This window comes from Leeuwenhoekiella nanhaiensis, from assembly GCF_002744755.1.
Taxonomy (GTDB): Bacteria; Bacteroidota; Bacteroidia; order Flavobacteriales; family Flavobacteriaceae; genus Leeuwenhoekiella; species Leeuwenhoekiella nanhaiensis.
The window spans coordinates 706,992-733,288 of sequence record NZ_KZ319287.1 but is presented as its reverse complement, the minus strand read 5'-3'; the positions used below and the strand labels follow the sequence as shown (position 1 = coordinate 733,288).

15 protein-coding genes and 1 tRNA gene are annotated in these 26,297 nt (G+C 42.9%); 5 read left to right on the top strand and 11 right to left on the bottom strand.

Going from position 1 to position 26,297, the window contains the following annotated elements; all coding sequences use genetic code 11:
• Position 1: 1 nt before the first annotated feature.
• Positions 2-1,150 carry a pyridoxal phosphate-dependent aminotransferase gene (locus CJ305_RS03180; protein ID WP_099644771.1) on the bottom strand — a complete coding sequence of 383 codons (1,149 nt, stop codon included), beginning with the start codon at positions 1,148-1,150 and terminating at the stop codon, positions 2-4.
• Entirely contained in the window at positions 1,147-1,971 is an 825-nt protein-coding gene (locus tag CJ305_RS03175) for a prephenate dehydratase (protein ID WP_099644770.1), read from the bottom strand. Before CJ305_RS03175 ends, CJ305_RS03180 begins: the two co-directional genes overlap by 4 nt.
• A gap of 440 nt (positions 1,972-2,411) precedes the next feature.
• Between CJ305_RS03175 and gldA the strand changes: the two genes are divergently transcribed.
• Together gldA and CJ305_RS03165 are read left to right on the top strand one after the other, a co-directional pair.
• Positions 2,412-3,308: a gliding motility-associated ABC transporter ATP-binding subunit GldA gene (gene gldA / locus CJ305_RS03170; RefSeq protein ID WP_099644769.1), complete on the top strand. Its 897-nt coding sequence runs from the start codon at positions 2,412-2,414 to the stop codon at positions 3,306-3,308.
• 7 nt (positions 3,309-3,315) lie between these two features.
• On the top strand, positions 3,316-4,371 hold the full coding sequence (locus tag CJ305_RS03165) for an endonuclease/exonuclease/phosphatase family protein (protein WP_099644768.1): 1,056 nt from the start codon (positions 3,316-3,318) through the stop codon (positions 4,369-4,371).
• Positions 4,372-4,924: 553 nt separating this feature from the next.
• On the opposite strand, the gene CJ305_RS03160 is transcribed toward CJ305_RS03165, so the two are convergent.
• The 5 genes from CJ305_RS03160 to CJ305_RS03140 form a co-directional block, all read right to left on the bottom strand.
• The gene (locus CJ305_RS03160) at positions 4,925-6,187 is read right to left on the bottom strand and encodes a cation:proton antiporter (RefSeq protein ID WP_099644767.1); all 1,263 of its coding nucleotides are present in this window, start codon (positions 6,185-6,187) and stop codon (positions 4,925-4,927) included.
• A 12-nt stretch (positions 6,188-6,199) separates the two neighbouring features.
• Positions 6,200-6,604, bottom strand: a complete 405-nt coding sequence (locus tag CJ305_RS03155) for a VOC family protein (RefSeq protein ID WP_099644898.1) — start codon at positions 6,602-6,604, stop codon at positions 6,200-6,202.
• A gap of 49 nt (positions 6,605-6,653) precedes the next feature.
• Positions 6,654-9,290 carry an MGH1-like glycoside hydrolase domain-containing protein gene (locus CJ305_RS03150; protein WP_099644766.1) on the bottom strand — a complete coding sequence of 879 codons (2,637 nt, stop codon included), beginning with the start codon at positions 9,288-9,290 and terminating at the stop codon, positions 6,654-6,656.
• On the bottom strand, positions 9,283-10,101 hold the full coding sequence (locus CJ305_RS03145; RefSeq protein WP_099644765.1) for an SDR family oxidoreductase: 819 nt from the start codon (positions 10,099-10,101) through the stop codon (positions 9,283-9,285). Before CJ305_RS03145 ends, CJ305_RS03150 begins: the two co-directional genes overlap by 8 nt.
• 195 nt (positions 10,102-10,296) lie before the next feature.
• Positions 10,297-14,400: a hybrid sensor histidine kinase/response regulator transcription factor gene (locus tag CJ305_RS03140; RefSeq protein ID WP_099644764.1), complete on the bottom strand. Its 4,104-nt coding sequence runs from the start codon at positions 14,398-14,400 to the stop codon at positions 10,297-10,299.
• 225 nt (positions 14,401-14,625) lie between these two features.
• Between CJ305_RS03140 and CJ305_RS19400 the strand changes: the two genes are divergently transcribed.
• From CJ305_RS19400 to CJ305_RS03130, 3 genes are all read left to right on the top strand, one after another.
• The gene (locus tag CJ305_RS19400) at positions 14,626-17,718 is read left to right on the top strand and encodes a SusC/RagA family TonB-linked outer membrane protein (RefSeq protein ID WP_189319370.1); all 3,093 of its coding nucleotides are present in this window, start codon (positions 14,626-14,628) and stop codon (positions 17,716-17,718) included.
• A 3-nt stretch (positions 17,719-17,721) separates the two neighbouring features.
• The gene (locus CJ305_RS19395) at positions 17,722-19,428 is read left to right on the top strand and encodes a RagB/SusD family nutrient uptake outer membrane protein (protein ID WP_189319369.1); all 1,707 of its coding nucleotides are present in this window, start codon (positions 17,722-17,724) and stop codon (positions 19,426-19,428) included.
• A gap of 71 nt (positions 19,429-19,499) precedes the next feature.
• Positions 19,500-21,917: a glycoside hydrolase family 2 TIM barrel-domain containing protein gene (locus tag CJ305_RS03130; protein ID WP_099644763.1), complete on the top strand. Its 2,418-nt coding sequence runs from the start codon at positions 19,500-19,502 to the stop codon at positions 21,915-21,917.
• Positions 21,918-21,969: 52 nt separating this feature from the next.
• On the opposite strand, the gene CJ305_RS03125 is transcribed toward CJ305_RS03130, so the two are convergent.
• From CJ305_RS03125 to CJ305_RS03105, 4 genes are all read right to left on the bottom strand, one after another.
• Entirely contained in the window at positions 21,970-23,265 is a 1,296-nt protein-coding gene (locus CJ305_RS03125; protein ID WP_099644762.1) for a serine hydrolase domain-containing protein, read from the bottom strand.
• A gap of 802 nt (positions 23,266-24,067) precedes the next feature.
• Positions 24,068-24,142 (bottom strand) — tRNA-Val (locus CJ305_RS03115).
• A gap of 64 nt (positions 24,143-24,206) precedes the next feature.
• Entirely contained in the window at positions 24,207-25,430 is a 1,224-nt protein-coding gene (locus CJ305_RS03110) for a bifunctional folylpolyglutamate synthase/dihydrofolate synthase (protein WP_099644760.1), read from the bottom strand.
• Positions 25,430-26,260, bottom strand: a complete 831-nt coding sequence (locus tag CJ305_RS03105) for an energy transducer TonB (protein WP_099644759.1) — start codon at positions 26,258-26,260, stop codon at positions 25,430-25,432. Before CJ305_RS03105 ends, CJ305_RS03110 begins: the two co-directional genes overlap by 1 nt.
• Positions 26,261-26,297: the final 37 nt, after the last annotated feature.

The window sequence follows — 26,297 nt, the reverse complement described above, 5'->3', positions numbered from 1 at the left end:
GTTAAAATCTGCTTATTGCTTCTTTAATTTTTTCTTCGGTTACGCAAAGCGAAAAGCGTATGTAACCGGCACCTTGCGAACCAAAAATGGTTCCCGGGGTGATGAAAACACTTTTGTTGATCAAAATATCATCGATAAAGGCTTCGGCATCGCCTGCTCCTTCCGGAAGTTTGGCCCAGATAAACATGCCGGCTGCTTCCTGATCATAAGTGCAACCCAGAACGTCTGCCAACTGCCACATCAAATCTCTTCGGTTTTTATAAACGGCATTAAGACCGTCAAACCATTCTTTGCCTTCCTTTAAAACAGCTGCTGCTCCTTTCTGAATGCCGTAAAACATACCGCTATCCATATTGCTTTTTACGGTAAGCACCGTGTCTATATATGCTGAAGCGCCCAGCAACATACCCACGCGCCACCCAGACATATTGAATGATTTACTCAAGGAGTTAAGCTCTATCGCCACGTCTTTTGCTCCCGCAACCGCGAGAATACTTTGCGGATTCTCATTCAGGATAAAGCTATACGGATTGTCATTCACCAGAAGAATCTGGTTTGCTTTCGCAAAAGCGACTAATTTTTCAAAATCAGCCTGTGTTGCCTTAGCTCCCGTAGGCATATGTGGGTAGTTGACCCACATCAGTTTTACTTTGCTTAGGTCTTTTTTCTGCAATGACTCATAGTCAGGCATCCAGTTATGCGCGGCATCCAGATTGTAATATACCGGCTCTGCCTCAACCAGACGGGTTACCGAAGTATAGGTGGGATAACCGGGATTAGGAATCAACACTTCATCGCCGGGATTTAAAAAGGCCATGCTGATGTGCATAATCCCTTCTTTGGAACCCATAAGTGGTAAAATTTCGGTCTCTGCATCCAGATTTACACCGTATTGGTCCTTGTAAAAATCTGCCATGGCAGCGGTAAGCTGAGGCAGACCTTTATAGCTTTGATACTGATGCGCTGGGCCGTCAACCAGCGAAGTTGTTAAGGCTTCAATCACGTGTGGCGGTGGCGGCAGATCAGGACTGCCAATACCCATATTGATGATGGGTTTTCCCTGAGCAGCAAGAGCTCTTACCTCTTTCAGCTTACGCGAAAAGTAGTATTCTGCAGTTTGATTTAACCGGTTTGCCGATTCTATAATCATGATTTTCGGTTTTTGTATTCACCCAGCACCTTAAATTGCTGCGCCATAATCTCTAATAATTTTTTAGCCTTTTCAAAATCTTCATAATGCTCAAAAGTCACATCTACAAAAAAGGCATATTTCCAGGGGGTTTCAATCACCGGTAACGACTGAATTTTAGTCAGGTTTAAGCGGCAATCACTCATTACATTGAGCACGGCTGCAAGGCTTCCCCGCTTGTGGTCGGTCAGAAACTTAACCGAAGCTTTATCAGGAACATCTGCCTCTGTGCGTCCGTTTGTATTCAATACAAAAAAACGGGTAGAGTTTGCCTTAATGGTTTGAATGTCTTCTGCAAGCAACTCAAGTCCATAAATTTGAGCTGCCGTTTTACTAGCGATAGCTCCTACGCCTGTGGTTTTAGACTCGGCAATACGCATAGCTGCAGCAGCTGTGTCATCCTGTTCCACCAGTCGAATATGCTCATGACCCTGAAAAAAATCATTACACTGCAACAAAGCCATAGGATGCGACCAAACCTCTTTAAGGTCTGACAATTTTTGCCCGGGCATCGCCATAAGATTCTGACTGATTTCCAGATAACGCTCTCCTTCTATATTGAGGTTGTTCTTGTCAATCAATGCGTAATTGGGAATGATGCTTCCGGCGATTGAATTTTCAATAGCCATAACTGCATCGGTCGCTGTTTCTTTCAGCAAATTGTTTACCACATCCTGAAAACTGCTGCAAGCCACAACTTCCACATCTTCGCCAAAAAAGTCCTGGGCCACTTTGTGGTGAAAAGAACCTCGTATTCCCTGTATGGCGACTGTATGTTTCAATGTTTTGTTGTTGTTTATTTGTTACGTATCAATTTCAATCCGGCAAAAAAAAAATCCCGATTTATTAAATCGGGACCTTAGTGTGTTATATACTATAAGTTACTCTATAGCGGTCCCGTCTCTTTCCAAAAGAAAAAGAAGTAATAGCGATTAAAGAAGTAACCAAAATTGATCATTGTCTTGATTTTTACGCTGCTAAAGTACTTAAATTATTAAGAACAGCTAGAAGAATGTACAACTTTTGCACATATTCAATAAAACACCTGCTTTTATTAAATGAATTACAAAGCTCCCCTTCATTTATGACCGTTTGTTAGAAATATCATTACTCTTAAGCCATCTTAAGAGCTTCCCATTAGTGGTTCGGTTTAATTTTAAGTTTTAATATAGAAGAGACTCCTGTCTAATTGAGTAATTTTAGCACTACGTATCAAAATATTATGTCAATACAGGTTCAGGATATTTCAAAAAACTACGGAGCACAAAAAGCTCTGGACAGCGTCAACTTTGAAATTAAAAAAGGTGAAATCACCGGTTTTTTGGGACCCAATGGTGCAGGCAAAAGCACCTTGATGAAAATACTCACGACCTTACTTAAACCTACTTCCGGCAAAGCGATTGTGACCCGTTTTTCAGTGGAAGACTCCCCTCGGGATGTTCAGCAAAACGTGGGCTATCTGGCTGAAAACAATCCGTTATACCCTGATATGTATGTAAGAGAGTACCTGAAGCTTATGGCCAACCTGAGCAAGGCGCCGACTCACCGTATTGACGATGTTATCGAAATGACGGGCCTAACCCAGGAAATCTCCAAGAAAATCAAGCAATTGAGTAAAGGTTACAAACAACGCGTTGGCCTTGCCGCTGCTTTACTGCACGATCCTGAAGTTCTCATTCTTGATGAACCCACAACGGGGCTTGATCCCAACCAGCTGCGCGAAATCAGATCGCTTATACGTTCTATTGGCAAAGACAAAACCGTATTACTCTCAACGCATATTATGCAGGAGGTTGAGGCTATGTGTGACCGGGTAATTATTATCAACAAAGGCAAAATCGTTGCAGACCGAAATCTTAAGGAACTCACTGAAGCCACAGACCAGCTTATTGAGGTCGAATTTGATTACCGCGTGGAAGAGGTGGCACTTCAAAAATTGCCCTACGTGGAGTCCATTAAAAACACCAAAGGTTTTGTGTATGAGATCACGTTCAAAACCAGTAAAGATATGCGGCCTGCCCTATTTGATTTCGCCCACGACAACGGACTAAAAACCCTGCAGCTTAAGCGAAAAAACCTAACGCTTGAGCAATTATTTCACGAGCTTACCAGCAACTAACTGACCTATGATTCTCTATAGCTTTGCCGTTTTTCTAATTGTAATCGCGCTGCTTCCCCTTACCCGTGGCACCCACTGGATTATTAGGGGTTGGGATTTTATTCGCGTTCAAACCTCGTTTTTGCAGATTTTGGTTATTATCCTGTTGCTTACGCTTGAATTTCCACAGGAATCCTGGCAATATGTAACCCTGATAAGTCTTGTTGCTGCATTTGTTTTTCAGGTTTTTGTAGTATTTCCCTACTCAAGATATTATCCTTTAAGTCAGGCAAAGCCAAAAAATGCCGATCATTTAAAGCAAATAAGTTTGTTGAGTAGCAATGTGCTTCAAACCAACCGGGATTACGAGAAGCTTATTAATGAAATTAAACGCAAGGATCCTGATCTTTTTTTAGTGATGGAAACCGATTCTAAGTGGGAAGAGGCTTTACAGCTTTTTGAAGAAGACTATCCACACGTCGTTAGGGTGCCTCTTGATAATTTATATGGAATGCACCTGTATAGCAAACTGGAACTTTCCGAAACTCAGGTAAATTATCTGGTTGAAAAAGACGTGCCGTCCATATTTACAAAAGTTCACTATGGGGGTTATAAACCTCTAAACCTCATTTGCGTGCACCCTGCTCCACCCAGCCCAACCGAAAATGAAACCAGTGAAGAGCGTGATGCCGAATTATTGATTGTGGGCAAAGCCGTGCGGGAACTTGAAGACGATGCTCAGGTAATTGTATGCGGAGACCTTAATGATGTAGTCTGGTCACGGGTTAGCAAATTATTTGCCCGAATAACCGGCTTAATTGATCCCCGTATAGGCAGAGGACTCTTCCCTACATTTCATGCTGATTACTGGTATTTGAGATTTCCTATAGATCATCTGTTTCATTCTAAAAATATTACTGTAAATAATATGGAGCGGTTAGGCTTTATTGGGTCAGATCACTTCCCTATGTATTTTACATTTTGGCTTGAAGAATTTCAAAAAACAGAAAAGCCTGAAATTGACGAGGAAACCAATGAAGAAGTTGAAGAGCGTATTCAGGAAGGTATTGAGCGTGCAGAATAAAATAGATAGCAAGCCCTAAAAGTGCTGATTGCCCTAAAACACTCATTATTAGCATTTAGATTAAGTTTCAAAATAAAGAAAGCCTCCTTGCGGAGGCTTGTTTGTCAGAATTAAGCGTTCATTGCTGAACTAGTCCCTAAACCCAATCTGACGTTACGTTATGACTACTTTGAACTAACACTTTAAAAACCAAATTTGGATAACGTAGCAGTCAAATATTCTTTCGATTGCCAAATATACTAAACTATTTTTAATTATATTTTCAAAAATAATATATTTTTTTCAAAAATTACTTGTACTAAACACCTAAGCTATTCAATAAGGTTTCATCAAAGATTATTGACCACCTCTAAATGAATACCTAAACCCCTGGCCTAAGCCTTAGGTGACTGATCTATGTGCAACTAAAATCTGCACCTAAACAATTGATTTGGAAAGCAACTAAGGAACATATAAACCAGCTACAGGAAACCGAAATATTCGGAGTTTAACCTAGGTAAAAGCAGCTTCTACTGCTAATAGCTCTAATTTCGTGAGGTTTATTCTTTTCTTTTTATTGAATCTCTTTATCTGAAGCAGTATTTAAGCCAAACTTCTTGATAACCGTACCTACGGTGAGGCCCTGAACGATTATAGAAAAGACCACTATGATATAGGTGATGATCAAAAATAAATCCCGGTGCATTTCGGCAGTCAGGCTAAGTGCCAGAGCAATTGAAATCCCTCCGCGCAGACCGCCCCAGGTCATAATCGCATTGGTACGGGGTACGAAATTCAGTTTTTTTGAAAAATAGGCTATGGGAAGAAGCAGCGCGATATAGCGGCAAGCCAAGACTACAGGAATAGCAATAAGGCCGGCTACGATTGCAGTAACTTCAAAGGTGAGTATCAACAGTTCCATCCCAATAAGAACAAAAAGAATGGTGTTTAGCAAAATATCCAGCAGCTCCCAAAACTTGTCTACATAGGTTTCCGTTAAATGCGACATGGTGTTTTTTCGCGAAGTGTCATTACCCACCAGCAAACCTGCGGTAACCATCGCCAAAGGTGCGGATGTATGCAACTGTTGAGCAATTACTGTACCCCCCATAACTGCCGCCAGCGTGATTATCACTTCAATATCATAGTCATCAATGCTTTTAAGCAGTTTATAGGTGATATATCCTATAACCAGCCCCAAAACTACACCGCCAATAACTTCAATCCCAAATAGCTTAAGCACATCAAGCGCAGTTACCGGTTCAGTGGAACCTGCGATTTGAAAAAGGGTCAGGAAAATAACAACTCCTACCCCATCATTAAAAAGAGACTCGCCAACAATTTTGGTTTCCAGTTGCTTGGGTGCTCCTGCTTTTTTCAAAATCCCCAAAACAGCAATAGGATCTGTGGGTGAAATTAAGGCGCCAAAAAGCAGACAGTAGATAAAATCAACCGGAATGCCTAAAAGCATTAAGATAAGATATAGCGCACCCCCCACCAGAAAGGTCGAAGTAAGCACGCCAATTGTTGCAAATGCCAATACAGGTCCTCGTTGTACTTTGAGCTGTTCAAAATTAGTATGCAAAGCTCCCGCAAAAAGTAAAAAGCTGAGCATCCCGTCTAAAAGGACTTTCTCAAAATTTATACTGTTAATCAATTCTTTTTCAGCCTCTAGAAGCGCATCATTAAAATGGCTCAAACCTACTGCCGCAAGCGTAAACAGGAGGGTTATGATCATAAGGCCGATGGTATTGGGTAATTTCAGGAAACGAACGTTAACGTAACCAAAGATTGCCGCAAGAACGATTAAAATGGTACAAATCAGATAAAAATCCATAGACAGTTGCTTTTAAAGCGTATTCGTATTTACTTCGATCCAATAGCCATCAGGATCTCTCAGATAAATCTGACGCACTCCGTCAGGACGGGTGTTTGTAGTACCGGCCTCGCCCGGCCAGTTTTCAAAAGGCACCTCTTTTTCCTTTAAAAACTTCATAAAAGCATCCAAATCATCTACGTTAAGCGCCAGGTGAACGCCTTTATGTGGCGTAAATGCCTCATCGCTCTTAATCAAATGAATTTGAACTTTATTATCAAGTTCAAACCATCTAAACTTGGGTCCCAGACCGGCGTTGTCTATTTCTTTCAGACCTAATATTTCGCTGTAAAATGCAGCTGCACTATTCAGGTCTTTAACTAGTAGCGCGTCATGATCTTTTGTAAACGTAAATTGCTGAGCATTTGCTGTTTGCATAACTAAAAAAAATAATGTCGTGTAGAATACGGTTCTTAAGGCCTTCATATTAATAAATTTCGTGAATCATATTGGCGATTAAGGCCGTCCAACCGGTTTGATGTGAGGCTCCAAGCCCTCTACCCGTGTCTCCGTGAAAATATTCGTAAAAAAGGACCAAATCTTTAAAGTTAGGATCTTTATAGATTTTTTCGTGATTTTCATTTACCGGGCGGTTTCCGTTCTCATCTTCCTGAAAAAGACTCAACAAACGCTTCATCAAATCGTTTCGAATAGCATTCAGCCCTAAAATAGTACCACTTCCTTTAGGATACTCAACTTCCAGATTCTTACCGTAGTAATCTCTAAATTCCTTAATTGCCGTAATAAAAAGGTAATTAAATGGTATCCAAACCGGCCCGCGCCAGTTTGAATTTCCTCCAAACATAGAAGATTCTGACTCCGCAGGCTCGTACTTGATTTCATAATTCGTTCCGTTGATATCAATGGTATAGGTCTTTTCGTGAACCTTAGATAAAGATCTCAGCCCGTGTTTGCTCAAAAACTCCTTTTCATCAAAAACTGCGTTGAGCATAATTTTTACCCGCTCTTTGGGCACCAAAGCTAAAAGCAGATCTGAATCTTCAGAATATTCCTGAATCACCGGATATTTGAGATTTTCTTTCCGGTATTTTCTAAACCAGTTGACACTGTATTTAAAATTAGGCAGGCGATCTAAAGTGCTTTTACTGATGTGCAACACGGCTACCAAAGACATCAGACCTACAATAGACCGTACTTTTATAGGCTGAAAGGTGCCGTTCTCAAACACCAGTTTATCGTAGAAGAAGCCTTCCTGCTCATCCCAGGTCCCTTCGTATTTTTCATTCAGTTTATTGAGTGCTTCAGCAATAAAAATAAAGTGCCCAAAAAACTTGGTTGCCATTTCCTCGTAAGACGGGTCAACAAGAGCTATTTTAATCGCAATCTCCAGCATATTGAGGCAATAAAGCGCCATCCAGGAGGTACCATCTACCTGTTCTAATGTCGCATTACCCGGTATACCGCTGCTTCGGTCAAATACCCCGATGTTATCAAGGCCTAAGAAGCCGCCCTGAAAAACGTTGTTTTGCCGCTTGTCTTCCTGGTTTACCCACCATGTAAAATTGAGCGAGAGCTTATTAAAAATTCGTTTTAAAAAGTCAATGTCCTCATAACCCGTACTGTCACGCTCTATTTTATAGATCTGCAGCGCTGCAAACGCCTGTGTAGGCGGATTCACATCACTGAAATTCCATTCGTAAGCCGGAATCTGTCCGTTAGGTGCCATATACCACTCTTTTGTAAACAATAAGAGTTGCTTTTTGGCAAATTCATGATCTATATACGCCATAGTGATGCAGTGAAAAGCACTATCCCAGGCAGCATACCAAGGATATTCCCACTTATCTGGCATTAAATGAATATCGTGATTTCTTAAGGTTTTCCAGTTGTGATTGCGCCCTTGCCTCCTGCTTTGCGGGGGTGTTGAAACCTTAGGGTCGCCCTTTAGCCATTGCTCAACTTCGTAGTTGTAATACTGTTTGGTCCAAAGTAGACCGGCAAAAGCCTGGCGTTGTATTGCCTTAGCCTCTGGGTCTTTAATCTCATTAATACCCTCGTAAAAATTTAGACACTCCTGATATCTGGCAGCGAACGTAGTGTCAAAATCTTCATTAAAGGCAGCGTCAAGCGCTTCTTTGGAGAGTCTCAATTTGAAAACTACTGTTTCTCCGGCTGCCACATTACGCTGGTAATGTGGAGCAAACTTGGTTCCCTCCTTTTTCTTCCTGGCAAGCTTGTATTTCCCCTGAATTACAGTATCGTGAAAGAAATCTTTCTTATACGGATGGTCGTTAGGCTGACCGTAAAGCCGCTGATCGTTGGTTTCATTCTCAGTGAAAAGCTGATGATCGGGGCTTTCAAAATAAAAATTATACTCCCCGGTATACGGATGATTAATATGCACCGAAGGCGTCTGACTCTTCGTATTTTGGGTGATTTGCGGCTTAAACGGCATATCGCGTATACTCCAGAAATTGCGAATCCACAAGGTGGGTAAAACGTGCAATTCGGCAGCTTTGGAGTTTCGGTTAGTCACCGAAATCCTGATGCAAATATCTTCCGGCGAAGCTTTTGCATATTCGGTTACGACATCAAAATACTCGTTCTTATCAAAAAGCCCGGTATCCAGTAATTCGTACTCCTGCTGCTTACGATCCCGACTTCGGTTTTTGGCAACCATTTCGTCATACGGAAACGCATTCTGAGGGTATTTGTACAGATGCTTCATGTACGAATGCGTAGGTGTATTTTCAAGATAATAATACAACTCTTTTACATCCTCACCATGATTCCCCTCAGGGCCGGTAAGCCCAAACAGGCGTTCCTTTAAAATGTTGTCTTTACCATTCCAAAGAGCAAGGCCAAAACATACGTTACAATAACGATCTGTAAAACCGGCAAGCCCGTCTTCACCCCAGCGGTACATCCTGCTGCGGGCGTGGTCGTGCGGAAAATACCCCCAGGCATCTCCATTTGAACTGTAATCTTCACGTACAGTACCCCACTGGCGCTCGCTTAAGTAGGGGCCCCAGTGCAACCAATCTTCTTCCTCTTTATAATGTGAGTCGAGTCTTTTTTGTTCTTCAGTATTTTTTTTAGCCATTTTCTGTAAATCCTGGATAGCATGTCATCCCGCCATCAACAAAGATGGTGGTTCCGTTAATATATTCTGACTCGTCTGATGCAAGCCAGGCAGCCACACTGCCTATATCTTCGGGGATGCCAATCCGTTTGTAGGGTATAAGTTCATTTAATTTGTTAAGCGCTTCCTGAGTTTCCCAGGCGTCGCGGTTGATGTCAGTCTTTATCGCGCCCGGAGCAATGCTGTTGCAACGTACTTTAAGCGGTGCGTATTCCTGACAAATACTTTCCATCAACATGACCAGCGCGCCCTTTGAAGCTGCATAATTGGTGTGGCCCGCCCAGGGAATGATCTGGTGAACCGAACTCATGTGAATGATTTTGCCAAGTGATTTTGAAACGCCTTCACGAATACCTCTGCGCATAAACTCGCGCAAAGCTTCGCGGGCACATAAAAACTGACCGGTAAGATTTACATCTATGACTAGCTGCCAGTCCTTAAGCGTCATTTCATGAAGCGGGGCGTCCTTTTGAAGACCGGAGTTAGCTACCAGAATATCAACAGTACCAAACTTTTCAATGGTTTGTTTGAACATGGCCTGTACCTGATCTTCCTTGCTTACATCACACTGTATAACAATAGCCTCTCCGCATATGGTTTCTTTGTTGATTTGATTTGCAACCTCCTGAGCCTCTTTTTCAGAAGAATGATAATTGACTACCACGTTTGCTCCGTCGCGGCCCAGTGCCAGAGCCACTGCAGCCCCGATACCGGTGCTTGAACCGGTAACAATAGCAGTTTGACCTTTTAATCGCTCATTGGGTTTTTGCATATGTTTTAGTTTAATAAACTACTTAAGAATCCCCTAATTTAAACCAATACCTTGTGGGTAAACAAAGGATTAACGTATTTTATAATTGTGCTGTGCGAGTAATTCTCAACCTGACAGTTCTCACACGATATCTTATGAATTTCTCGAAAAATTACTTCTTAACTGGTAAAAACGCAAGGAGTGCGGCTTCATTTGTTAAAGTAATTTATGAAAAGAGGTGGTAAACTCTGACGGGAGCTTACCAAACTGTTCTTTAAATATCTTACGGAAGTATTTTGGACTGTTAAAGCCAACGGCCGAAGCTGCCTCAGAAACACTGTAACCTTCCTCGCTCATAAGCTGACTTGCCTTATTGACCTTGATGATACGCACGTAGCTGTTTATATTCTCACCGGTAAGAACTGTAATTTTCTTGTAAAGTGAAGTTCTACTCATACCAAGCTCGCGGGTTAACTTCTGAATAATTGACCCTTCAGAATCCTTAAACTTCAGCACTGCCTGTTCAAAATCTGCAAGAAAGGCTTTTTCCTTATCGAGCACACGCGTCTCGGTAGAACTGAGTTCTTCCTTACTTCCTGTGCCTTTAAAATAGGTTTGCAACAACAATCTGCTATCAAGCAAATTGCGCACACGTGCTTTGATCAGCTCGGGCTCAAAAGGCTTGGTAAGGTAATCATCTGCTCCCTCTTTAAATCCACTCACTTTTACTGCTGTGTCTGTTTTAGCAGAAAGCATAATTATGGGAATGTGGGAAGTCTCGGCATTTGATTTGAGTTCATGACACAGATCTATCCCGTCTTTAACCGGCATCATCACATCGGTAATAATTAAATCGGGTACAAATTTTCCGGCCATTTCTACTCCCACCTCGCCATTCTCTGCGTGTAAAAGATCATAATTCTCACTTAAGATATCGTCTAAAAGCTTCAGTATATCTGGATTGTCTTCAACCAGCAAAACCAGCTCACGCTCCTTATCCCCATTAAGAATTGCCTTTTTATCATAAGCTTTTACTCTGAACTCACGCTCGTAGGCAGGTGTTGATTCAACCCGCTTATTTTCTAAAGAACCTTCTGCAGAAACATATTTTAGTTTGTCAGGAGCGATCTGCGAAAGATCGAAAGGCAGTTCAATAATAAATACACTTCCTTCTCCGGGCTTACTATCCACAGTAAGATTACCCTGATGCAATTCAGCAAAACGTCTGGAAAGCGAAAGGCCAATTCCTGACCCATTCCGCTTGAGCGTACTGTTTGAATGATAAAACCAGTTAAAAATATGCTCAAATTCTTCCGGCAAAATCCCAACCCCTGAATCCTGAACCGCTATTCTATAAGTATTTTCCTGAACCGAAAGATTTACTCTAACACTTCCATCATCTAACGTATATTTTAGCGCGTTACTCATCAGGTTGTTGAACATAATCTGAAGCTTATCCATATCGTTTGTAACATCAAGATGAGCCACTTCTGCTTTAAAACGCAGGTCGATATTTTTCACCTCTGCCGCATTGGCGTGCAATTGCATCCACTCCTCAAGCACCTCAACCAAATCATAGGTTTGCACGTGCAGTATACTCAGGCCTTCTTCGGTCTTTCTAAAATCAAGAAGCCTGTTAATTGATGCCAGCAGTTCAGCTGCATTTTTTTTAATCAAATCAACCCGAGCATTGTGGCGGGTGGTTTTAAGCTCCTGAGCCAAAATTTCTAGCGGGGCCAAAATAAGGGTCAACGGTGTTTTGAGCTCATGTGAAAAGCCGGAGTAGAAGCGCATACGCTCCTCATTAAAATCGTGCTCCAGCTGACGTTGCCGCTTTTCAAAAAGCAGGGAGTTTTTGAGTTTCAGGCGTTCAGAATAATACTTAAAGCCGAGATAAATCAGCACCACGGCAATGATAAAATAGAGCAAATATGCAGGCATAGTAAGCCAAAAAGGCGGAACGATCGTCAAGGGTAATTCACGCGTGGTAACAGTGCCTGATTGCTCGGTTGCCCTGATAATCAGATTGTATTTTCCTGAAGGAAGGTTTGTAAAGTTGATGCGACCGGTAGTTCCCAATTCAACCCAATTATTGCTGAATCCCTTTAATAGATAGGCATATCTCACATCCTGTGAAAACGGATATTTCACTAAAGTGAAATTGAGTGAAAATAATTTCTCCCGGTAGCTGAGTTTAAGCGCTTCCAGATCGTTTAGACTTTTAGTAAGTAAAGCGTCTTTCAAATTAGGCTGTATGGCTACAGGCTCATTGTAAACACTCAAGTCTTGAAATACGATACCATATTGCTTGTCTTCCCCATACAGATTTTCGGGGTTGAAGATATTTAGACCTTTATTACCGCCAAACCATAAATTTCCACGTTGATCTTTAAGCGATGCTCCTATATTAAATTCACTTCTTTGAACCGCTCTGGGATCCAGTAAATTTATCAATTTACGGCTCTTTAGGTTATAGGAAGACAAACCGTTATTTGTACTCAGCCATACTTCCTCATCTGTGTATTTTACGATACTGTTTACTGTAGTATTAGGCAACCCGTCTTCTTCATTTATCACATCAAAGTTGAGTTTGCCGGTATCAAAATGGATGAGTCCACCAAAACGACTTCCTGCCAGCAGATCATGATCATTCAATAAAATAAGCGAGAAAAAGATGTCAGACGGCAGCCCTTTTAGCCGCTGTGAATTGTAAAAAATATGCTGCCGGGTAATAGGATTGTATTTTAAAATGCCATCACCATAGGTAGCCATCCAAAAATTACCCTGTTTATCCTGAGCAATCGCTCTGATATCAAGTTTACCTAATAGTTCAACGTATTCAAATGCGTCTTTTATCTCATCGTATTTGTATAGGCCGCCACGGTTGGTACCTATCCAAATGTTTTTACGGCTATCTTCAAAAATCACGCGCACATCATTACCGGCCGCCTGACTTTCCTGAAGGTAATGTGACCAGTTTCCATTTTGGAATTTATTAAGTCCGCCCTTATAAGTACCTCCCCACAAGCGTCCCTTTGAATCTTCAAGAAGTGCCAAGACATAATCATTACTCAACCCGGATTGATCACTCGAGGCAAACGCATTTATTTTACCGGTTGAAGCATCATAGAAATCAATCCCTCCCCCATCTGTACCTATATAAACGTTTCCGGTACGACTATTAGCCAAAGAAGCAATTCGATCGTGAGATAACAGTCCCCGTACAGAAGATTCTTCGTTGATCAGCTTAATAGGTTCTCCTCTAGGATTAACAAAGTTGAGCCCATTACTGGTGCCTATCCACATATTACCGCCGCGGTCTAGTTTAAGCGCTGATACCGAACGGTTAAAAACACTGCTTCCGTCTCTGCGCGGTAAATATTGCAATACCTGAGGTTGCCCGGTTTCGTGAACAAAGGATTTCATATTCAGGATGTTGAGCCCTCCGTTGCGGGTACCTATCCACATTCGACCCTGATTGTCTTCCTCAAAGCATAAAATCTCTTCATCGCTTAGCGCAGCCTTAGGACCGGTTCCCAATACCCGTATTACTCCGTCCTTACGCAAAACGAAAAGTCCGTTTTGCGAACCAATCCAGAGATTTTGCCCGGCATCTAAATGCAAAGCCTGCACCCCGGGCTGCTCCCGGTCATCAGCCAACTCTTCAAAATATACACGCTTTACAGTCTTTTCCTTTAAATCAATGCGGTTTAAGCCCTTACGGTAAGTTCCAACCCAAAGTATAGAATCCCCTTGAAGTAACATACTTGATACCTCGTTGTAACTAAGTGATTCTTGATTATCAGGATTGTGCCTGAAGGCCGCCTGTTCCTGATAATCCGCATCAAAAACGCGCACCCCGGAGTTACTGTAACCTACGTAATATTGACCATTTGAGCCCTTTACAACCGCCCGGAGATTATCAGAAGATCTATCAAATGCACTTATCTTCTGAAAAGAATCTGTAGCATCAGCATATATATCAAATCCATCATCAGTTAAAACAAGTAGATCTCCGTTGCTGTTATGCGCAATGCTTTCGACGTAGTTATTATACAGACTCGTAGTATCTGAACTGCGATGCCGGTACACTTTAAACTCACCCCCGTCATAACGGTTTAGACCATCTATGGTTCCTATCCAGATAAAGCCTGAGGCATCCTGAGCAATACTATTGATATAACTATTTGAAATCCCACTTGACAAATCAAAATTGTAAAAGGTGAGTTGCTCATCTATATTTTCAACTGGTTTACAACGCACCTGGCCAAAGAGCGTATAGCCCCAAATAAATACAAGCAGCAGGTTAATTAGCCTCATAGTCTTTATGATATTCTTAACAATTATCAAATTTACAATTTCAGGTTTTAAATCTTATCACATTACTAAAAATAAGGGTTTATTCTACACAATTACCATTTTGTACCCCTTAAAATGACAGTGACCACCCTTTAATTAACATAAAATTGTCAGAAAATTGTATAGTCTACGAAAACGATTACGTGATCGTCACAGACATCTCTAAAACAACTAAAACACGAATGTATGACTAATTATTATTTGACTAAAAAGGCCGCTGTTCTCTACAGCATGCTGCTTTTTCTGTTTTCTTTAAGTGTCTCTGCACAGGAAAAACAAATAACCGGTGTAGTAACTGATATGAATAGCACTCCCTTACCCGGAGTGAGCGTATTAGTCAAAGGCACCACCACGGGTACAGTTACCGGTTTTGACGGAGATTACAGCATCACTGCGACTCCTCAGGACATTCTGGTCTTTTCCTACGTAGGTTTTAATGAGCAGGAAATTACTGTGGGGACCAAAACAACAATTAATGTTTCTCTGCAGGAAAACGTTGCAGAACTCAACGAAGTCGTTTTAGTAGGTTATGGACAGAAGTCTAAAACCACCCTTACCGGATCGGTTTCTACCGTAAAAGGTGAAGAACTGGTAAAGAGTCCGCAACCCAACCTCTCCAACTCATTTGCCGGAAGGTTATCTGGGGTTGTAGCTAACAACCGCTCAGGAGAACCCGGAGCTGATGGCGCCACAATACGTATACGCGGTATCAGTACTACAGGTGACAACGATCCTTTGGTGGTAATCGATGGGATTCCAAACCGTCTGGGCGGTCTGGAGCGTCTTAACCCTAATGATGTGGAAAACATTACCGTACTTAAAGATGCTTCCGCAGCCATTTATGGGGCGCAGGCAGCAAACGGTGTAATTTTAATTACTACCAAACGCGGTAAACTGGGTAAACCATCATTTAGCGTAACTGCAAACCAGGGCTTCTCTACACCGGCGAACTTACCCGGATTAGCAGATTCCCCAACCTATGCCCGTATTCTTAATGAAATCAACTTCTACCGAAATCCAAGCGGCGGTATGAATCAGATCTATACCGAAGAGGAAATAAACCTTTTTGCTAACGGAAGTAATCCTGATGTTTACCCAAACACCAGCTGGACCGATGAAGCCATCAGCGACTGGTCTTTACAGGATAATGAAAATATTTCAATACGTGGTGGTGGTGAAAATTTCAGATATTTCACTTCGTTAGGCCGAACCAATCAGGATGGGATCTATAAAAATGGAATCAACAATTACAAGCAGGTAAACCTGCGTGCAAATCTGGATGTTGATGTGACTTCAAACCTTACTCTGGGCGTAGACCTCAATTACCGTAAGGAAGATCGTATATTCCCAACACGTAGTGCGGGAGATATTTTTAGAGCGATCTACAGAACCTACCCTACGATCCCGGCCCGTTACACTAACGGATTACCTTCTGCAGGTGTTGAGCAGGGACAAAACCCCATTATTATTCCTACAGGGATTCCGGGAACCGATGTGCAGCCCACAACGGTATTAAACTCAACAATTACTTTAGATTACAAACTGCCTATTGAAGGTTTGTCTATTAAAGGTTTTTATTCAGAAGACCGAAGCTTTGCAGCACGTAAACGCTTTGCGATTCCTTTTACAGTCTATCAGATCGACAACAGCACAAACCCGCCTTCATTTAATGAGGTGATTGCCGGCCCTGATTCCCGTACGCCGGAATTATTACAGGCTCAGGATAACAGACAACTTCAGACTGCAAACATACGTCTCAACTTTGAGCGCAGTTTTGGTCTGCACCACATCAATTCGTTTATCGCTTATGAGCAGCAGGAAAGCGACCGCAGCTATTTTGATGCCTTCCGAAGTGGGTTTATCTCTGCCGAAATCCCTGAATTTAATCTGGGTGGCGGTGAACCGGAGCAAAGTACTAACAGCGGTTTTAGCCAGCGTTTCACCCGTCGCAACTACTTTAGCCGTATTTCTTATGATTACGACCAAAAATATTTGGCAGAAGTACAGGCCAGATACGATGGATCTTCCCGCTTTGCAGAGGGAAACCGATATGGTTTTTTCCCAAGTATTTCTGCAGGTTGGAGAATCTCCGCGGAAGAATGGTTTAAGTCTGAGAATATCAGCAACCTGAAGGTCAAAGCTTCGTATGGTTTGCTGGGTAATGACCGAATCGATCCGTTTCAATATTTAAATACGTTCGCTTTACGTCCTACAGATTTTGTAGATCCAAATGGCACACCATTGCCTATTTTTATCATCAACCAGCTTGCAAACCCCGGAATCACCTGGGAAACTGCCCGAAAACTGGATATTGGTGTAAGTGCAGACCTGTTTGATAATTTCAGCATTGAGCTTGATTACTTCCACGAAGTACGTAGCGATCTGTTAACCGCGCGTAGTGGCTCCTTACCTTTAGTTTCAGGTATTGTAAATGAGTTTGGTCTGGCTGCAATCATTCCGCAGGAAAATATAGGTGAAGTAAAAAATCGTGGTTTTGAAGCTGTTTTAGGTTATGATAAAACCTGGGGCGAGTTCAACTTTTTTGCCGATGCGAATTTTACCTTTAATAAAAATGAGGTGGTATTCTTAGATGACCCACAGGGTATTCCCGATTATCAATTATCAAAAGGAAAACCTCTTGGCTCACAGCTACTTTATGAGGCAATTGGTATCTTTAGAACACAGGAAGATTTAGACAATAACGTAACTCTTCCCGGGCAGCAGTTGGGAGACCTTATCTACCGCGATGTGGATGGTGATGGTGAAATCACAGAACTTGATCGTGTGCGTCAGGAATTGACTAATGTTCCGCAAATTGTTTACGGTTTAACTTTAGGAGCTAATTATAAAAACTTTGATCTGACGGTATTATGGCAAGGTCAGGCACGTTCGGTGCAGTATGTAGCTCCAGAGTCTGGAGAGGTAGGAAACTTCTTCAGCACCTGGGCAGATAACCGCTGGAGCCCTACCAACCCTAACGGCAGCTATCCCAGGGTTGATGTACGTACTTCTTCAAGCATAAATGAAGGCTTGTTTAGAAATGACTTCTGGCTGGTAAATACGTCTTTCTTAAGGCTTAAAAACCTGGAACTGGGCTATAGCCTGCCCGAAAGCAGCTTATCCTTCTTAGGTATAGCTTCAGCACGGGTTTACGCCAGCGGTTACAACCTGGTCACGTTTACCGAGTCCAAAGATGTTGACCCGGAAGGAGCCAGCAATAGCGGACAATTTTACCCGCAATTAAAAACATATAACATAGGAATTAACGTTAACTTTTAAGTGATGAAGAAATTTATAATGATGTTAGCTCTGGGAAGTCTTTCATTGGTTCATCTGAGCTGTGATCAGGACTTGCTGGATGTAGAAAGTACCAGTTTAACAGACCAGGCCGTATGGGCAGACCCCGTATTAGCCGAGGCATTTGTAAGAGGTCTTTATACGGGCGTGCGCCTTGCAGACAAGGAGCCCGGGCACAACGGCGGGGATACACCGGCCGGTTTTGGGCGTGGTTTTCACTGGGCGATGTGGGCTTCGGTTTCTGACGAGGCCATCTACAGCAATGATGACGCGACCTACCTGGTACAACGCGGTCAGATGAGCCCCAGTAACTACGGGTTTATGAGTACAACCTGGGGACGCAGCTTCCGAAACATTCGCGAGGTAAATCTGGCGCTTTCCAATATTGATACAGACTCCTCTCCTTTTGACCAGGAGACCAAAGATCTATTGATAGGTGAATTGCATTTTATTCGTGCGTTCAGGTATTTTGAACTGTTAAGAGGTTTTGGCGAAGTCCCGCTTATGGGAGACGAGGTCTATAACCTGACCAGTAATTTTGACGCACTTTACGATAGAAAGAGCAAAGACGAGGTCGTAGCCTATATCGAAAGTGAACTGGAACTGGCTATAGATTTACTGCCTGCTTCTAACGGAGCACGTGCAACAGATGCAGCAGCAATGGCCCTTAAGTCGCGTCTGCTATTGTATGCTGCAAGTCCGTTATTTACAGACGGTGCTGATGAAACTGCAAAATGGAGTAAAGCCGCTCAGGCAGCAAAAGATGTGATGGATCTTAACCGCTTTAGCCTCGTTACCAATCTGGATTCAGATCCTTCTGAAAACTTCAGAAAGCTGTTTGTTACCCGCACGATGACCAGCGAAGACATCTTTATGCGTTTTTATATGCCTGCCAGCAACAGTGGTGGCCGTGCTATTCCTATAGAGCGTATGAACGGACCCAACGGTTCAGGTGGCTGGGGAGGTAACTGCCCTATGCAAAACTTAGTAGATGACTTTGAGATGATAGACGGTTCAGATATTGAAGATGCGGGCTCCGGATACGATCCACAAAACCCGTACGTAAACCGCGATCCTCGCTTTTATGCAACAGTGGTTTATAATGGTTCTATACTTAGAGACCGTGCTTACGAATCGTTTGTACCTAACGGAAAGGATAGCCCTGACGGTAACGAACCATGGAACACCTCTCCTACCGGTTACTTAATGCGCAAATTCATTCAGGAAGATATCACCCTGAACGACTGGAATAATATGGGAGCGTCTCCTTGGAGGTATTTCAGATATGCTGAAATTCTGCTCAACTATGCCGAAGCACAAAACGAAGCCGCTGGTCCTGATCAGTCTGTTTACGATGCCGTAAACGCAGTACGCCAGCGCGCAGGAATGCCAGCATTAAGCGGACTCTCTAAAGACCAGATGCGTGAAGCCTTGCAAAACGAGCGCAGAGTAGAATTAGCTTATGAAGAGCATCGTTATTTTGATGTACGTCGCTGGATGATCGCAATGGATGTTGAAAACGAACCCGCAAAATCTATAGAGATTACCAGAGCTTCAAACGGAAGCCTTACCTATGAAGAAGGGATCGCCCTTGAAGGTAAGAAGTTTGAAGAGAAACACTATTGGTTCCCAATTCCGCTTAGTGATATTACCGCTTCAGGTGGTAAACTGGAGCAAAATCCCGGGTATTAAAACCCGCAGTCTAATTTCCAAAAAGGGGAAGGGATCGTATTCCTTCCCCTTTTTCGTTAAATATCAAAAGGATGAAAAAAATACAATTCAAAACCCTTACCCTGCTGTTGTGCCTGATGGTGTCCCATTCTGTTTTCAAAGCCGTAGCTCAGGAAAGCGGTAAGCACCTCTTCAATCAGGATTGGCAATTTCACAAAGGGGATCTTGATCTAAAAGAAAAACAAATTGACAACGCAAACTGGCGTGCTGTGACTTTACCTCATGATTGGAGCATTGAAGGTCCTTTTGATGCCCAATGGGCGAGCGGCACGGGTTTTTTACCCGGAGGTATCGCCTGGTACCGCAAAAAATTTGATATCGATTCGTATAACGCGAATAAACGCTATGCCATCTATTTTGACGGGGTTTATAAAAACTCAGATGTATGGATCAACGGGACCTGGATAGGCAGAAGACCCAATGGTTTTATTGCATTTGAGTACGATCTTACCCCTTATCTCAAGCAAAGCGGAAATGAGATTTTGGTACGTGTAGATCATTCCCAGTATGCCGATTCGCGTTTTTACACCGGCTCCGGCATTTACCGAAACGTCTATCTCAAAACCAAAACTCCGGTACATTTCAAGACCTGGGGGATCGGTTTTGAAACGCCCGAAGTAAACTCGGAACAGGCCAGCTTTCTAGTTAGTGCCGAATTTCAAAACACGGCAAATGCTTCGGCTAACCTGGAAGTTCAGGCTGTGCTTGCAGATGCCACCGGAAATACAATTCATACAGAAAGTCTTCCGGCAGAGGCTGATGCTAAGACTTCCGCTGCTATTACATTTAAAGGAATTGTCAAAAGCCCAAAACTTTGGTCTCCAAAACATCCAAACCTATATACCTTAACCCTAAACTTACTTGATAATGGAGAAATCATAGATTCCCAGGCGCAGCAGGTAGGGTTCAGAAGCTTTCACTTTGATGCCAATACCGGTTTTACCCTTAATGGGGAAAATATGTTGCTGAAAGGGGTTTGCATACATCACGATGCCGGTGCTTTGGGAGCTGCAGTGCCTAAGGAAGTGTGGGCAGAACGCCTGCAAACTCTGAAAGATTTGGGTTGTAATGCCATACGTATGAGTCATTATCCGCATCAGGATTACCTGTATGAGCTTTGTGACGAGATGGGCTTTTTGGTACAGGATGAAGCCTTTGACGAATGGGCGCGCGGTAAAAACAAATGGATCGAAGGCTGGAATGTAGGCACACCCGGCAATGATGGCTCTTATGATGCATTTGCCGAATGGGGAAAACGCGATGTACAGGATATGATTAAGCGCAATCGCAACAGACCTTCCATCATTATGTGGAGCATTGGTAACGAGATTGACTATCCTAATGATCCGTATACGCATCCCGTTCTGGACACCGGAAGAAATCCGCAGATTTTTGGACGCGGCTTTAAACCCGGCAATCCATCAGCTGAAGCTTTAGGCATATTGGCCAAAGAGCTTGTCGCAGCTGCAAAAGAAATTGACACCACCAGACCTATCACTGCGGCACTGGCCGGCGTGCCTATGTCTAATGAAACCACCTATCCCGAATCCTTAGATCTTGTGGGGTACAATTATCAGGAATACCGCTATGCCGAAGATCACCAAAAATATCCCGATCGAATCATCTACGGAAGCGAGAACGGAGATGCCTATGCTGCCTGGAAAGCAGTGACCGAAAACCCGCATATCACTTCTCAATTTATCTGGACGGCTTTTGATTTTATTGGCGAAGCGCGCCCGTGGCCAAAGCGAGGCAGCGAGGCCGGAATTTTGGATCTGGCAGGAAAGCCAAAGCCCGATTTCTATTTCAGACAAAGTTTGTGGAGCGAAAAGCCAATGGTATATCTGGCTACTGCCAATACCGAAGAAAATGCTCGTAGACGACGTAATTTGAAAGCGGTATGGTCTGGCGATGAGGGAATACCCACTTTCGTGGCATTTTACAGCAATGCCGAAGAAGTAGAACTGATTTTAAACGGAAAACCTTTGGGTAAACAGGAGGTGATCTATGCCGATGATGCGATGCCCTACTTCAAAGTCCCGTATCAGGATGGAAAGCTGGAAGCTCGGGCTTATCGTAATGGTGCTGTTGTCGCAAAGACTGTTCTTCAAACTCCGCAAAAACTGAAAGAACTTAAAATGAGGGAAGCACAACTGCCCGAAGTTATTACGAAATCTGATATTTTGATTTTGGACTTTGAACTGCTTGACAAAAACGGAACTCTTATTACTGACCAGGATCAGGAAGTGCATTTCACTCTTGATGATTCCCTGATTCTATTAGGGGTTGAGAATGCAGACCAAAGCAGCCACCGCTCGTTTACTGATACTACACACTTTACGCATAATGGAAAACTCAGAGCTTATTTCAAAAAAACCGGCAATGCCGGGACCCTGAGAATTAACCCGAAGAATGACAGCCTTAAAAACCTGAGCTACACTATAAAATAAGAATTGGTTCTAAAAGCAAAAAAGCCGTTTGAGATCAAACGGCTTTCTGTTTTTAAAGACTTGCTATGCGGTCGAGCTCGATCTCATTAACCGGCATCTCCATAATTTCCTGTATAATTTTGTGCAGATCAGGGATTACCTGACTAGCCAAAGGAGTAAGGCTATTGAACAACACACAGATCCCCAAATCCTCTTCGGGGAACAGCGCAATTTCATTTCTAAAATCGCTTACACTTCCACCGTGGTGAATCATTTTAGTTTGCGTACCGGTTTCAGCATTTACAAACTCGTGCACACGCCAGCCGTAGGCGTAGGAAGAACGCAGGTGCCCTTTCCAGCGCTGATAGTATTTGCGCGCGTCGGGTAGTTCGATCTGAGGTTTAAAGACTTCAGCCAGCCCTTCTTTATCAAGCACTTCTTCCTTATGCCCTAAAAGAAAGCGCATCCATTTACCCATATCATCTGCACTGGCGTTAATTCCGCCAGCCGGTACTGCATTGAAGTATTTTTTGTTTACCGGTAATCGTTGCCATCCTTTCCAGGTGCTTTTATGCGGAAAGGCGTAGTTGCCGGTACTGACCATCCCTTCATAGTCGGTAGAAACCGTGTTCATATGAAGCGGAGTAAATAGCTTGTTTTGGAATAATTGCTGAATGGTATTGCCGGTTGCAGCTTCCATCATAGTTCCGCTAAGCGCAAACATGGCATTCTGATAGCTGTGCACCTGCCCCGGTTTTGTATAGGTGTTGATAATCTTAAAACGGGAAGCAATTTCAGTCAATGACAGTCCGTCTTCAACAAGATTGGTATAGCAATGATAAGGTACACCGGTTGAATGCGAAAGCACCTCTCTCAGGGTTATTGCTCCCGCGTGATTCTTATTTTTTAAATCAAATTGAGGAACCGCGTCAATCAGTTTATCATCCCAGGAAATGGCTCCTTCCTTTACCTCAATACCGGCTAAAACACCTGCAAAACCTTTAGAAAGCGAGCCCAGTCTAAATACGGTCATTGCATTTACGGTGTCTGTATCTACAAAAGCATTACGCTTTCCAAAACCTCCCTGAAACATCACAGAATCTCCGGCTACAATGTTTACGCCGGCTCCGATTATGAGTCGTTTTTTAATAGCATCCTCAAAATAAGCGGATACTGCTTCCTGCAAAAGTTTTTTACGGGTTTCAAAAGCCTGAGATTCGCGCTTTGCCTCCTTGGCTTTAAGCGGATTTACAAATTCTGCTGAAGGGAGTTTGGGTTTCGGGGATTTGTACTGATTGGAACTAAAAATCGCAAAAGAAGACATCAATACGAGTATCGTACCAAATACGAGGGGTTTTTTAACAATCATTTTGAAGTTGGGGTTATTTTGTTAAACGCTTCGAATATACGACAAAAAACATATAAAACCGTTTAAGTGCTTAATAAATTTAAAATTTAACATAAATATATAGTTCTGATTATCAGAATACAGCTTGAAATACAATAGAAAATAAGCCATTCTTTAGCTGTAGAGATAAGAATAAAGCGAAAATATCTTTGATTATTTTTGTAGGAATTAAACTTACATTTTATCCTTAAATAAATCCTAAAAATATAGGTTTCTTTAATTGTTCAACAAGAAAAAAGCCGCTTTAGTATGTACGAAGTAAGCCTATTTTAAACTTTAACAAATTTCGAAAACCTGAACATAATCAAGCCTCTTTAAATCTGATTAATACAGAAAAAAGAGAAGCCGGAGACCTCACGTGACAGCTAAATGTTACTTTCAGAGCCGTACCGCAAAATAAAACGCATAAAAAAAGGCTTCCATTTCTGGAAGCCTTCGTGGGCAATGAGGCCCCGAAGCTTCGGGGGAACCCACCGACACTTAATTCCCAATAGGGAAGCGGAAAATAAAAAGCATAAAAAAAGGCTTCCATTTCTGGAAGCCTTTGTGGGCAATGAGGCCCCGAAGTTTCGGGGGAACCCACCGACCCCTAATTCCCAATAGGGCAAGGCAAACATAACGCATAAAAAAAGCTCCCATTTCTGAAAGCCTTTGTGGGCAATGAGGCCCCGAAGCTTCGGGGGAACCCACCGACACTTAATTCCCAATAGGGAAGCGGAAAATAAAAAGCATAAAAAAAGGCTTCCATTTCTGGAAGCCTTTGTGGGCAATGAGGGATTCGAACCCCCGACCCCCTCGGTGTAAACGAGGTGCTCTGAACCAACTGAGCTAATTGCCCTTCTCGTTAGCGGATGCAAATATAAACCAATATTTAAGACTGCAAAACACTTTTTAAAAAATAATTAAACTATTTCTGCCACCACAAAAGTGCTTCCACCTATAAAGATCAGATCCTCAGCTGTTGACGCACGTTTAGCCGCCTCTAGAGCCTCTGAAATAGTTTCATATTTTTTTCCGCTCAGGCCAAATTGCGCCGCCTGATTTTGTAAAACTGCCGCATCTAATCCTCGCGGAACATCCGGTTTGCTGAAATAATACTCAGCCTCATCCGGAAACAGCGGTAAAACACTTCCCAAATCTTTATCGGAAACCACACCCAAAACAATGTGCAGCTGTTCAAACTCTTCCTGACCCAGCTGTGCAAAAACCTGTTTTAATCCTTCGGTATTATGACCGGTATCGCAAATAATTCTTGGACCTGAGGCCTGCAAAACCTGCCATCTTCCCATCAAACCGGTATTGGTAACAACCCGAGCAACTCCATCAATCAAATGCTGCTCCCCTATTTCCAGATCGGTAAACAAGCGCAGTACCTCAACCGACTTTTGCACGGTCTTGATGTTATGCACCTGATAGCTGCCTTTAAGTTCGCTTTCCAAAACGGGAAAGGTCTCGTCACTGGCAAAAAACAGCGGCGCTTGTTCCTGTGTCGCTTTCTGCTCAAAAACGACTGTAGTTTCTTCCTGACGCTCCCCTATAACCACCGGTATTTGAGGCTTGATGACTCCGGCTTTTTCCCCGGCGATCTCAGCCAGGGTATTTCCTAAGAATGCGGTATGGTCCATCCCAATATTGGTAATGACCGAAAGTATAGGTGTAATGATGTTAGTAGAATCGAGCCTACCGCCCATTCCCACCTCTATAACCGCAACATCAACCCGTTGCTCTTTAAAATACTGAAAGGCCATCCCTACGGTAAGTTCAAAGAACGACAGCTGACGCTGTTCTAAAAAGGCCTTATGCGCCTCTATAAAGCTTACCACGTATTCTTTGGTGCACAGTTCACCATTGATGCGAATGCGCTCTCTAAAGTCTTTTAAATGCGGAGAAGTATATAAGCCTACCTTGTAACCGGCTTCCTGTAATACCGAAGCCAGCATATGGCTGGTAGAGCCTTTTCCGTTAGTACCCGCAACGTGAATGGTCTGGTATGCCGTATGAGGATGACCCAGATGCTCATCGAGCAGCTTGGTGTTTACAAGATCTTTTCTAAAAGCCGAAGCTCCCTGACGTTGATACATAGGAAGACGATTAAACATCCACTGTACCGTTTGCTCGTAGGTCATTACTCTGAAAGGCTAAACTTATAGATGATTTTACCGATTTGTCGCGAAGGCGCATCGGTATCGCTGTTGAATTTTGTTGCCAAAGCGGCAGCTTTTGCAGGGTCAAGCAGGCAGCGGCTGTTGTTTGTGGTACCGCGAACGCCTGGAACGGCTTTAATCACATTTCCGTTACGGTCAACCTCTATGCTTACCACCACAATACCGGCCTCATTACAGTCCTGCACACGCTTAGGCTTGCTTAGGGCTTTACGTCCGCCCAGCTGGTAATTGCCATCTCCGTCTAAACCTTTACCGGTGCCGTAATAGCTTGAAGCGTTGGGATCGCCATTTGGATCGCCCTTATCTCCCGCCTGATTAGTATCTCCCTCACCACCCGAAGCTGTACCCGAACTTTTGGGTCCGTTAAGGATACTTGACAGGGCATCGGTAGTTGATTTATCGGGTTTGGGATCCGGTTTTTTAGCCTCAACCGGTTTGGTTGTGGTTTGTTTAGGCTGCTCTGTAACCTGCTTTTTAATGTCTTTTTTGGGTTCGTTTTTAATAACCGGTGCTTCTTCAGCATCCTGAGTTACTACTTCTTCTTTGATTTCAGCAGATTTCTGAACCTGAGGTTCCGGAGTTGTATTGCGGGGAGCAGATTGTATGGCTGCTTTAGGCTGAATGTTACCGGAGCCTACATCTGAGGTTCCAAAGTTTATGGCGATACCACTTTCCGGAGGGGGATCAAGGTATTTCAGGCCTGCAAAAAACAGTATAACGAGTAAAAGCGCATAAATCACCGTAGTTAGGGTGAAAGACTTTCGCTTATGTTTGGTATCTAAAAAACTCAAGGCCTGTAGTATTTATTTATCTGACTGTTACAAAATC